18 protein-coding genes are annotated in these 10,956 nt (G+C 54.6%); all 18 read left to right on the top strand.

Going from position 1 to position 10,956, the window contains the following annotated elements; genetic code table 11:
• The first annotated feature begins 400 nt into the window (after positions 1-400).
• The 18 genes from rplN (at position 401) to rplQ (ending at position 10,955) form a co-directional block, all read left to right on the top strand.
• On the top strand, positions 401-769 hold the full coding sequence (gene rplN / locus ACYVJT_RS09795; RefSeq protein WP_343956110.1) for a 50S ribosomal protein L14: 369 nt from the start codon (positions 401-403) through the stop codon (positions 767-769).
• A gap of 2 nt (positions 770-771) precedes the next feature.
• Positions 772-1,128 carry a 50S ribosomal protein L24 gene (rplX, locus tag ACYVJT_RS09790; protein WP_343956109.1) on the top strand — a complete coding sequence of 119 codons (357 nt, stop codon included), beginning with the start codon at positions 772-774 and terminating at the stop codon, positions 1,126-1,128.
• Complete coding sequence (rplE, locus tag ACYVJT_RS09785; RefSeq protein ID WP_343956108.1) at positions 1,128-1,709, top strand: 50S ribosomal protein L5; 582 nt, start codon at positions 1,128-1,130, stop codon at positions 1,707-1,709. The genes rplX and rplE overlap by 1 nt, the downstream gene beginning before the upstream one ends.
• Before the next feature lie 73 nt (positions 1,710-1,782).
• Positions 1,783-2,181 carry a 30S ribosomal protein S8 gene (gene rpsH, locus ACYVJT_RS09780; protein WP_343956107.1) on the top strand — a complete coding sequence of 133 codons (399 nt, stop codon included), beginning with the start codon at positions 1,783-1,785 and terminating at the stop codon, positions 2,179-2,181.
• An 18-nt stretch (positions 2,182-2,199) separates the two neighbouring features.
• Positions 2,200-2,733, top strand: a complete 534-nt coding sequence (rplF, locus tag ACYVJT_RS09775; protein WP_343956106.1) for a 50S ribosomal protein L6 — start codon at positions 2,200-2,202, stop codon at positions 2,731-2,733.
• Positions 2,733-3,107 (top strand): 50S ribosomal protein L18, encoded by a 375-nt coding sequence (gene rplR / locus ACYVJT_RS09770; protein WP_343956105.1) that lies wholly within the window; start codon positions 2,733-2,735, stop codon positions 3,105-3,107. The genes rplF and rplR overlap by 1 nt, the downstream gene beginning before the upstream one ends.
• Positions 3,104-3,823, top strand: a complete 720-nt coding sequence (gene rpsE / locus ACYVJT_RS09765; protein ID WP_343956104.1) for a 30S ribosomal protein S5 — start codon at positions 3,104-3,106, stop codon at positions 3,821-3,823. Before rplR ends, rpsE begins: the two co-directional genes overlap by 4 nt.
• Before the next feature lie 2 nt (positions 3,824-3,825).
• Entirely contained in the window at positions 3,826-4,050 is a 225-nt protein-coding gene (rpmD, locus tag ACYVJT_RS09760; RefSeq protein ID WP_343956103.1) for a 50S ribosomal protein L30, read from the top strand.
• Positions 4,050-4,511 carry a 50S ribosomal protein L15 gene (gene rplO, locus ACYVJT_RS09755; RefSeq protein WP_343956102.1) on the top strand — a complete coding sequence of 154 codons (462 nt, stop codon included), beginning with the start codon at positions 4,050-4,052 and terminating at the stop codon, positions 4,509-4,511. The genes rpmD and rplO overlap by 1 nt, the downstream gene beginning before the upstream one ends.
• A gap of 192 nt (positions 4,512-4,703) precedes the next feature.
• Complete coding sequence (secY, locus tag ACYVJT_RS09750) at positions 4,704-6,011, top strand: preprotein translocase subunit SecY (protein ID WP_343956101.1); 1,308 nt, start codon at positions 4,704-4,706, stop codon at positions 6,009-6,011.
• A gap of 43 nt (positions 6,012-6,054) precedes the next feature.
• Positions 6,055-6,672 carry an adenylate kinase gene (locus tag ACYVJT_RS09745; protein WP_343956100.1) on the top strand — a complete coding sequence of 206 codons (618 nt, stop codon included), beginning with the start codon at positions 6,055-6,057 and terminating at the stop codon, positions 6,670-6,672.
• Between the two features lie 129 nt (positions 6,673-6,801).
• Entirely contained in the window at positions 6,802-7,626 is an 825-nt protein-coding gene (gene map, locus ACYVJT_RS09740) for a type I methionyl aminopeptidase (protein ID WP_343956099.1), read from the top strand.
• Between the two features lie 197 nt (positions 7,627-7,823).
• Entirely contained in the window at positions 7,824-8,045 is a 222-nt protein-coding gene (gene infA, locus ACYVJT_RS09735; protein WP_029629545.1) for a translation initiation factor IF-1, read from the top strand.
• A 39-nt stretch (positions 8,046-8,084) separates the two neighbouring features.
• Positions 8,085-8,198, top strand: a complete 114-nt coding sequence (rpmJ, locus tag ACYVJT_RS09730; protein WP_343956098.1) for a 50S ribosomal protein L36 — start codon at positions 8,085-8,087, stop codon at positions 8,196-8,198.
• Between the two features lie 222 nt (positions 8,199-8,420).
• Positions 8,421-8,789 (top strand): 30S ribosomal protein S13, encoded by a 369-nt coding sequence (rpsM, locus tag ACYVJT_RS09725; protein WP_343956097.1) that lies wholly within the window; start codon positions 8,421-8,423, stop codon positions 8,787-8,789.
• A gap of 57 nt (positions 8,790-8,846) precedes the next feature.
• Positions 8,847-9,245, top strand: a complete 399-nt coding sequence (rpsK, locus tag ACYVJT_RS09720; RefSeq protein WP_343956096.1) for a 30S ribosomal protein S11 — start codon at positions 8,847-8,849, stop codon at positions 9,243-9,245.
• A 138-nt stretch (positions 9,246-9,383) separates the two neighbouring features.
• Complete coding sequence (locus ACYVJT_RS09715) at positions 9,384-10,376, top strand: DNA-directed RNA polymerase subunit alpha (protein ID WP_343956095.1); 993 nt, start codon at positions 9,384-9,386, stop codon at positions 10,374-10,376.
• A 60-nt stretch (positions 10,377-10,436) separates the two neighbouring features.
• Positions 10,437-10,955, top strand: coding sequence for a 50S ribosomal protein L17 (rplQ, locus tag ACYVJT_RS09710; protein WP_343956094.1), 519 nt, complete (start codon positions 10,437-10,439; stop codon positions 10,953-10,955).
• The last annotated feature ends 1 nt before the right edge of the window (position 10,956 follow it).

Raw genomic sequence — 10,956 nt, 5'->3', positions numbered from 1 at the left:
GTCACTCACATAGACTGCTGCCTATGACGATCTGCGTTTTACCGCATGACAGCAGGCGACTCGGCAGATAAAAAGCACACGTTTTGTCCTTTAAGCCACAGGGGAGTGGCAGACTTGCATTTTCCAAAACACCACACAGTGCGGTAGTATGTTGTAGCTGTGCCCTTTTCATAGCTCGGCCATCCACTGAGCATCTGACGAAAAGTAAGCACAACATCTTGCACAAACGTGCCTCGGCCCCGGCTCAAAAGCACTGTGTGACTGTTCGCCTCTGAGAGTGAACTGCTTGCACACGTCTCACCTAGTCGGGGGTAAGCGCAGCAAGAGTATTTCCATGACCGTTCCGCAAGGCTCAGCCCACCAGAGGGATGAGAACCAGCGAGACAAGCAGGAGTAGCAAGTGATTCAACAAGAATCGCGGCTCAAGGTTGCCGATAACACGGGTGCGAAGGAAATTCTCACCATCCGTGTCCTCGGTGGCTCTGGACGCCGCTATGCATCAATTGGCGATATCATTGTCGCCACCGTCAAAGACGCCATTCCTGGCGGTGCCGTCAAAAAAGGCGACGTCGTCAAGGCTGTAGTCGTGCGTGCAAAGAAATCAGTACGCCGTGCAGATGGCTCATACATCAAATTCGACGAAAACGCAGCCGTCATCCTCCGTCAGGATAACGAACCGCGCGGAACCCGTATCTTCGGCCCAGTAGCTCGTGAGCTCCGTGACAAACAGTTCATGCGTATCGTGTCGCTGGCACCGGAGGTGATCTAACCATGGCAAAGATCAAAAAAGATGATCTCGTACAGGTTCTATCGGGCAAAGACCGTGGTCTACAGGGCAAAGTCCTGCGCGTTCTTCCCGAAGAAGGCCGTGTACTGGTAGAAGGCGTCAACCGTGCCACAAAACACCTTCGTGCCGGCGCGCACGCTGGCCATGACCATGACGACGGATCGTCCGAAGGTGGACGTGTAGAACAGGAAGCTTTCCTGCATATCTCCAACGTTGCCGTGGTAGATCCAGAAACCGAGAAACCAACTCGCGTCGGTTACCGGTTCGAAGAAGTTGAAAAAGATGGCGAAACCAAGACCGTGAAAGTTCGTTTCGCGAAGGCCTCTGGAAAGGAGCTGTAATGACCCAGGTATCTGAAAACGCAGCCCCAAAGGTCACACCACGTTTGAAAACCAAATACCGTGATGACATCATGGCTGATCTCCAAAAAGAGTTCGAATACGCCAACGTCATGCAAATTCCAGGCCTCGAAAAGGTCGTCGTCAACATGGGTGTTGGCGAAGCCGCACGTGACTCGAAAGTCATTAACGGTGCCATCGAAGACCTGACGAAAATCACCGGTCAGAAACCCCAGGTTTCACGTGCCAAAAAATCCATCGCACAGTTCAAATTGCGTGAAGGAATGCCAATTGGAACACACGTCACCCTCCGTGGTGACCGTATGTGGGAATTCTTGGACCGTCTGGTGACCCTTGCACTGCCACGTATTCGTGACTTCCGCGGTTTGAGCCCACGCCAGTTCGATGGCAACGGCAACTACACCTTCGGTCTGTCAGAGCAGTCCGTGTTCCACGAAATCGATCAAGACAAGATCGACCGTGTACGGGGTATGGACATCACCGTAGTGACCACCGCTAAAAGCAACGACGAAGGCCGCGCGCTGCTGCGTGCACTGGGCTTCCCGTTCAAGGCAGACCAGTAATCCAACTACGTTATAGGTCTTGCTCCGGTGTACCAGAGCAGGAAACCACAACGAGAAAAGGCTAAAGCCACATATGACTATGACCGACCCCGTCGCAGACATGTTGACCCGTCTGCGCAACGCCAACTCGGCGCATCACGATACTGTGATCATGCCGTCTTCAAAACTGAAGACGCGCGTCGCTGAGATCCTCAAAAACGAAGGCTACATCACCGAGTGGAAAGAAGAAGACGCACGCGTAGGTAAAAACCTCGTGCTGGACCTTAAATTTGGTCCACAGCGTCAGCGTTCCATCGCCGGTTTACGCCGCATTTCCAAGCCAGGACTTCGCGTCTACGCCAAATCCAACAACCTGCCACACGTGCTAGGTGGATTGGGCATCGCCATCCTGTCGACTTCATCAGGCCTGCTGACCGACCGTCAAGCAGCATCCAAAGGTGTAGGTGGGGAAGTCCTCGCCTACGTTTGGTAACGGAAAGGAAGGAAAACAATGTCACGTATTGGAAAGCTTCCTATTTCGGTACCATCCGGCGTTGAAGTTGCCATCAACGGCTCCGATGTGTCCGTCAAAGGACCAAAAGGCGAGCTGGGCATGAGCATCGACGGCCCGATCGAAGCCAAGCTTGAAGAAAATACCATTACCGTCACCCGCCCGGATGACGAACGCGAATCCCGTTCGCTACACGGCCTAACTCGTACCCTGATCAATAACATGATCGTGGGTGTCACCGACGGCTACTCCAAGAAACTGGAGCTGCACGGCACCGGCTACCGCGTCTTGGCCAAAGGAAACGATCTCGAAATGCAGCTGGGCTTCTCCCACAGCATCGACGTCGTAGCACCAGAAGGCATTTCCTTTGCCATCGAGGGAAACACCGTGACCGTCTCGGGCATCGATAAACAACTTGTCGGCGAAACTGCCGCCAACATCCGTAAACTGCGCATTACCGAGCCATACAAGGGCAAGGGTATTCGCTACGAGGGTGAGACAATCCGCCGCAAGGCCGGAAAGGCAGGTAAGTAATGTCAACTGTCAGTATCAAAGGCAAAGGCAAAAGCGCTGCCCGCCGTCGCCGTCACGCTCGCGTACGCAAACGGATTCACGGCACCGCAGCACGCCCACGTCTAGTAGTGAACCGATCAGCTCGTCACATCTTTGCACAGGTAATCGACGACGAAGCAGGAGTCACGCTCTTTTCAGCATCCACCATGGAAGCTGATCTGCGTGCACTTGAAGCAGAAAAGTCCGACAAAGCTCACAAAGTAGGCGAAATCATTGCACAGCGCGCGAATGACGCTGATGTGACCCAGGTGGTCTTCGACCGCGCTGGTCACAAATATCACGGACGTATCGCTGCTGTTGCTGAAGGCGCACGGGAAGGTGGACTGAAGCTGTGACCGAAGCAAACAATGAAAAGGACACCCAGGTGACCGAAACTCAAGAGACTGTCTCGGAAACCTCATCCGGCTCCGACAGTCAGAGCACTGAACGCCAAGAACGCGGTTCACGCCGGGGCCAACGCTCCGACCGTGGCGACCGCGGTTCACGCAAAGGCGGACGCGATGACAACCGCGACCAGTTCTTGGAACGTGTTGTCCAAATTAACCGTGTCTCCAAAGTGGTCAAGGGTGGACGTCGTTTCGCCTTCACCGCACTTGTCGTCGTAGGTGACGGCGAAGGCATGGTTGGTATTGGTTACGGTAAAGCCAAAGAAGTGCCAGCCGCTATTGCAAAGGGTGTAGAAGAAGCCAAGAAGAACTTCTTCCGCGTCCCACTCGTAGGCAGCACCATTCCTCACCTCTCTAAGGGTGAAGATGCCGCAGGTGTCGTCCTACTGCGCCCAGCATCACCAGGTACCGGTGTTATCGCCGGCGGTCCAGTGCGTGCTGTGCTCGAAGCAGCAGGCGTCGCTGACATCCTGACCAAGTCCATGGGCTCGGCAAACTCCATCAACATTGTGCGTGCGACCGTTCAAGCCCTCCGCCAGCTGGAAGGCCCAGAAGAGGTCGCAGCTCGCCGTGGACTGCCTGTCGACGAAGTTGCACCAGCATTCATGCTGCGCACCATCGCCGAAGACCGCGCCAAGCGTTCTGAAGAGAAGGCAGGTGCATAGAGATGTCAAACTACGAATCGACACCAAAGAACATCGCGCCATCCGAAGCATCCCTGACGATCACTCAGGTGCGTTCGGCAATTGGACGTAAACCCCAGCATCGTGAAACCCTACGGTCACTCGGTCTGCGAGGAATCGGCAAGTCCGTCACTCGTTCAGCCGACGCCGTCACGGTGGGCATGGTCAACGCCGTGTCCCACCTGGTAAAGGTCGAGGAGGTCGACTAATGGCTGAAGAACAACAAGATGCCATCAAACTTCACGACCTACGCCCAGCTAAAGGCTCAAACAAGTCGAAGCTGCGCTATGGTCGTGGTGAAGGCGGCAAGGGCGGCAAGACCGCAACCCGCGGTACCAAAGGTACTCGTGCACGTAACACGGTGCCAGCAGGTTTCGAAGGTGGGCAGCTACCGCTGCACATGCGCCTTCCAAAACTGCGTGGCTTCCGCAACCCAGCAAAGGTCAACTTCCAGGTTGTCAACCTGGATAAACTGACCGAATCCTTCCCATCAGGAGGCGACGTGACCGTTGCTGACCTCGTGGAAAAAGGCCTGGTTCGCAAGAACCAGCCGGTCAAGGTGCTGGGCTCCGGTGACATCTCGGTAGCCGTCAATGTTACCGCTGATGCCTTCTCCAAATCAGCAGTCGATAAGATTGCTGCTGCCGGAGGCACCACAACAACTGCATAGCACCGTTCTTTAGAGGAACAGTGTTATCCCTGCGCGGCCCTCGATCCTTGACGAGTCTCGTCACAGGTCGAGGGCCCCAGGTTTTAACGTTAGAATTCTGATCGTGCCTCTTCTCGGCACGACTATGTACGTACGATTCGGTAACCGCCGCATCAAAGAAAGTGCGTGACCGCACTACTGTCAGGAGGACACTTGTTCAGCACGATAGCAAGGGTTTTTAAAACCCCAGATCTGCGGACCAAGATCCTATTTACACTGGGCATCATCGTGATCTACCGAATCGGTGTGTTCATTCCAGCACCCAGTGTGGACTACGGCAACGTCCAAATGTGTCTTGCTCAAGGTGATACCACCGGCGGGCTGTACTCGTTCGTTAACATGTTCTCGGGTGGAGCACTACTGCAAGTGTCCATCTTCGCATTGGGCATCATGCCCTATATCACCGCAGCGATTATCACCCAGCTGCTTCGCGTAGTGATTCCTGCGTTCGAGCGGTTACAAAAAGAAGGCCCCGAAGGCCAAGCTCGCCTGACGCAGTACACCCGTTACCTCACCGTAGGACTCGCGCTCCTCAACGCCACGACCATTGCCACCCTGGCACGTTCCGGTGCGTTGCTGAACTGTAATGTCTCCCTGCTCAACAACGACGGCATCTGGGCCACCCTCATTCTCGTCATGACCCTGGCAGTTGGTGCCATCGTGATCATGTGGATGGGCGAACAGATCACCGAACGCGGTGTCGGTAACGGCATGTCGTTGATGATCTTCGTATCCATCGCAGCAGGCTTCCCATCCGGACTCGCCGCCATCTGGCAAACTCAAGGCTGGCGAATATTCGTCATTGTCTTCATCATCGGTATCGCCACCATGATGCTCATCGTCTTCGTCGAGGACTCCCAACGCCGTGTTCCCGTTCAGTACGCGCGTCGACAGATCGGTCGCCGGACGGTCGGGTCAAACTCAACGTACATTCCAATCAAGGTGAACATGGCCGGTGTGATCCCCGTGATCTTCGCGTCATCGATCCTGATGCTGCCCCAGATTCTCATCCAGTTCAATATGCCAACCGACGGTTCGGAACCAGCACCGTGGGTGGTCTGGCTACAGGAATACTTTGGTACCGGTTCGCATCCCGTGTACATGACGATTTTCTTCCTGATGACCATCTTCTTCACGTACTTCTACGTGACCATCACGTTCAACCCGCAAGACGTTTCCGATAATATGAAACGCCAAGGCGGGTTCATCCCAGGAGTCCGCGCCGGACGACCAACCGTTCAGTACTTGGAATACGTTATCTCACGAGTAACATTCGTCGGTGCGACGTACCTGGGCCTCATCGCCATGATCCCGCTGGTTGCTTTCGTGCTCATCGGAGCGGATCAAAACTTCCCATTCGGTGGCGTGTCCATCCTGATTATGGTTGGTGTAGCTTTGAACACGATCAAACAAATCGACGCACAAATGGAACAACGTCACTACGAAGGACTGCTGCGCTAAGCTAAGTCCAGGACCACGATCCCGATCTAGGACAGGACAGAACATGACTCGCTTGCTCATCATGGGCCCTCCAGGGTCAGGCAAAGGCACCCAGGCTGTGCGCATTGCCGACAAGATGGCTATCCCCGCCATCTCCACCGGCGACATTTTCCGCTACAACGTCAAGGAACTTACTGAGCTCGGCAAAGAGGCCAAAACCTATATCGACTCGGGCGACTTTGTCCCAGACGACGTCACCAACCGCATGGTCGCTGACCGTCTCAACCAGGCTGATACCAGCAACGGGTTCCTGCTCGATGGGTACCCACGCACTTCGGGTCAAGTTGAAGCGTTGAACGAGATCCTGGCAGACAAGAACGATACCCTCACCGCAGTACTGGTTCTAGAAGTTCCCGATGAGGAAATCGTAGAGCGTCTGTTGGCGAGGGCCGAGACCGAAGGTCGTTCTGATGACTCAGAAGACGTGATCAAGCATCGACTGGAGCTCTACCACCAGGAAACCTCAGATCTCATTGAGGCTTACATTGAACAGGGCATCGTCGGACGGGTCGACGGCACCGGCGCCATCGACGACATCACCGAGCGTCTCCTGCAGACCATCTACAATATCCGCGCACGAACAGGGACCCTGCCCGTGATCAAACCGCGGTCCAACGACTAGTATCAGTTGTGCCAAGAATTGACCGATCCATACATCATGGGTCGGTTTTTTCACTTCGACAGTATTCAGCATCCCTGGTCACAGCAGACTCCAGTGTGACCGACGGGTTTCATAAAGGTAGCACCACGCATGTCACGTCAAATCGAACTCAAATCCAACGCCCAGATGGCCACGATGCACCAAGCAGGCTTGATTCTGCATCAAGGCCTCGACGAGGTCGTAGCGGCAGCGAAACCAGGCGTGACCACCGCCCAGCTCGACGAGGTGTTTCGCAAAGTCCTCAGCGACCACGGAGCCACCTCGAATTTCCTGGGCTACTACGGTTTTCCAGCGACTATCTGCGCCTCAGTGAATGACGAAGTCGTCCACGGCATCCCCGGCGAACGGGTGTTGCAAGACGGCGATGTCATCTCCGTCGACGCTGGCGCGATCATCGACGGTTGGCATTCAGATTCGGCCCGAACCGTGTTGGTCGGCAAGGTCGATGCAGCCGATCAGCGGTTATCGGAGGTCACCGAAGAAGCCATGTGGGCAGGCATCGCGGCGTTCGCGAAAGCCAAACACGTCGGCGAAATCGGCAATGCGATTGAGGACTCGGTTCGTGCTCAAGAGGGAGCAACCTTCGGCATCCTCGAAGACTATGTTGGTCACGGGATCGGCTCCGCTATGCACCAAGCCCCCGATGTGTTCAATTACCGATCGGGTATGCGTGGCCCCAGGGTAAAGGCCGGGATGGTGCTTGCGATCGAACCGATGCTTGTGCGCGGAGACATTGCGACCAAAACGCTAGCCGATAATTGGACTGTCGTCACAGTGGATGGTGCAAATGCCTCGCAATGGGAACATTCCGTTGCTCGGCACAAAGAAGGAATCTGGGTCACTACTGCCCCTGATGGCGGTGCATCCCGACTCGAACGGTACGGTGTAACTCCTGTACCAATCCCACAAAACTAAGACCCTGTCAATGCCATTTGGCATTCTTTGTGAACATAAGCTAACATAGAACCTTGGCTGATTCTGCCTTTAAGTTATTCGGTGTGTCCGATAAAAACCTTCGAAGATGGACTCAGTGCATAAACTCATGCTTTTTGTTACTGCCCTATCGTTGTGCGATATATCGCCGTGACAAAAGACAACAGATTGTGGAGGACATGGCTAAAAAAGAAGGCGTCATTGAAGTTGAAGGAACCGTTTCTGAAGCATTGCCGAACGCAATGTTCCGGGTACGGCTTGATAACGACCACGTCGTGCTAGCCACCATTTCTGGCAAAATGCGTCAACACTATATTCGCATTTTGCCTGAAGACCGTGTGGTGGTTGAGCTTAGCCCATACGATCTCGAACGAGGTCGTATTGTCTACCGCTATAAATAAACAAACTATCCACCTCTGGAACGCTCAAGGAGGAACCCTGTGAAGGTTCAGCCAAGCGTGAAGCGGATCTGCGATGCCTGCAAGGTAATTCGCCGCCACGGCAATGTCATGGTGATCTGCTCTAACCCACGCCACAAACAGCGTCAGGGCTAAGCCCCGACGCTCAAACGATGGCCCAGTACCGGGCCACAGCAACACAGAGCATCAAGCTCAACCTTCGGACAAGACAAAGGCCGAAGACTTACCCGCTGTAGGGACTATGTATGGGATGTGTCGAGTTCTTCATATCCCGCATGGCACCTGGCAGCCTGATGGTAACTCGGGTAAGGACGTGTTGTTGAAGACCTTTGTCATAAAGAACAGGAGAACGGCCATATGGCACGTCTAGCAGGCGTTGATATTCCACGTGAAAAGCGTGTCGTCATCGCTCTCACCTACATTTATGGTGTTGGCAACAGCCGCGCTGTCCAGATTCTGGAAGCAACCGGCATTGATGCGAGTACTCGCGTCAAAGATCTTTCCGATGACGAAATGGTGAAGCTGCGCGACTTTATCGAAGGCAACCTCCAGGTTGAGGGTGACCTTCGCCGCGAAGTCGCAGCAGACATTCGTCGCAAAGTTGAAATTGGCTCCTACCAAGGTCTGCGCCACCGTCGTGGCCTGCCAGTCCGTGGACAGCGCACCAAGAACAACGCACGTACCCGCAAGGGACCGAAGAAGACTGTTGCAGGACGTAAGAAGTAGAAACTTCTGGTCCCACCCAGTATTTAGTAAACCAAGCTTTTTGTAGGAGAGCATTCTATGGCAAAGGCACGCGGTGCGGCCCCTCGTAAGGGACGTCGCTCCAAAAAGAATATAACTCAGGGCCAAGCCCACATTAAATCAACCTTTAACAACACCATCGTTTCCATCACGGATCCATCAGGTGGCGTGATCTCATGGTCATCTGCCGGAGAGATGGGCTTCAAAGGTTCCCGTAAATCGACCCCGTTTGCTGCTCAAACCGCGGCTGAACATGCTGCCAAGCGCGCCCAAGAACACGGGATGCGTAAAGTTGACGTCTTCGTCAAAGGCCCAGGCTCCGGACGCGAAACCGCGATCCGTTCACTGCAGGCTGCTGGCTTGGAAGTTGGCTCCATTCAGGACGTCTCCCCGGTTGCACACAACGGTGCACGCCCGGCCAAGCGTCGTCGCGTCTAAGGCTTTTTGAGCACCCCAGAGCCGTTATGCGACAGCCATGTCGTATAACGGTTGTGGATCACCCTAAGAAATTAATTTCCATCGTTTCCCCCAACTGCGCGCATCAAATGGCGGATAGCGTGCCGAAAGGAAATGTCAGTGCTCATTGCACAGCGCCCCACGTTGACTGAAGAACCCGTTTCGGAAACCCGTTCCCGGTTTGTCATCGAACCACTGGAACCGGGCTTCGGCTACACCCTTGGTAACTCACTGCGTCGTACCCTGCTGTCATCGATCCCTGGTGCAGCTGTCACCTCGGTTCGTATCGACCAGGTACTGCACGAGTTCACTACCATCCAAGGTGTAAAAGAAGACGTCACCGAAGTGATCTTGAACGTTAAACAACTCTCGGTCTCGTCACACCATGACGAACCAGTAGTTGCCTACCTGCGCAAGCAGGGACCCGGTGTCGTAACCGCAGCAGATATCACCCCACCAGCAGGTGTCGAGATCCACAACTCGGACCTGCACATCGCCACCCTGAACGAAAAGGGTAAGTTCGATATGGAATTGACCATCGAACGCGGCCGTGGGTATGTCACCGCTGCACAGAACAAGTCCGCAGATGCAGAAATCGGCCGTATCCCGGTCGACTCGATCTACTCACCAGTCGCGGTTGTCACCTTCAAGGTCGATGCCACCCGTGTGGAACAGCGCACCGACTTCGACAAGCTGACCCTCGACGTTGAAACCAAAGAATCCATGACACCACGTGATGCCCTGGCTTCTGCAGGTTCGACCTTGGTCGAGTTGTTCGGTCTTGCACGCGAACTCAACGTCGAATCCGAAGGTATCGAAGTTGGCCCATCGCCGGTTGATACCAGCGTTGCAGCTGACCTGGCACTGCCGGTCGAAGATCTCGAACTCACCGTTCGGTCGTACAACTGCCTCAAACGTGAAGGCATTAACACCGTTGGTGAACTCGTCGCGCGTTCCGAAACTGATCTGATGGATATTCGTAACTTCGGTGCGAAGTCCATTGACGAGGTCAAGGAAAAATTGGTAGGCCTTGGCTTGTCTCTGAAAGACGGCGGACCCGGCAGCTTCGAATCACCTTTTGACTCCCAGGAGTCAGACGAGTACGGACTGTAACTCACATTTGAACCACTGATTCCGGTCATCTAAGGACCGGACATCATACAAGGAGAATTCATGCCAACCCCAACAAAAGGACCGCGCCTGGGCGGCGGAGCGGCACACCAGCGTCACATGCTGGCCAACCTGTCCGTGAGCCTGTTCGAGCACAAGTCCATCAAGACCACGCTGACCAAGGCAAAGCGCCTTCAGCCATATGCTGAGCGACTCATCACTTTCGCAAAACAAGGTGACCTGAACGCCCGTCGTAAAGTGCAGGGTCTGATCGCGGGCAACTCACGCACCAACAAGTCTGTTGTGCACGAGTTGTTCACCGTGATCGGTCCAGCCATGGCAAACCGTGAAGGTGGCTACACCCGCATCACCAAGATCGGCAACCGTTCCGGTGACAACGCCCCAATGGCCGTCATCGAACTGGTAATGGAACCGATGTCGCCAAAGCAGGCCGTCGTAGGCGAAGCAGAAGCAGTAGCTGAGCACGCATCCGACGAAGAACCTGTCGAAGCGACTGAAGAAAACGTAGAGACCGAAGAAGTTGCCGAGGACGCCGAAACGGCTGACGAGGACAACAAATAAG

Source organism: Yaniella soli (assembly GCF_054782375.1).
This window is presented reverse-complemented; position numbering and strand designations above follow the sequence as displayed.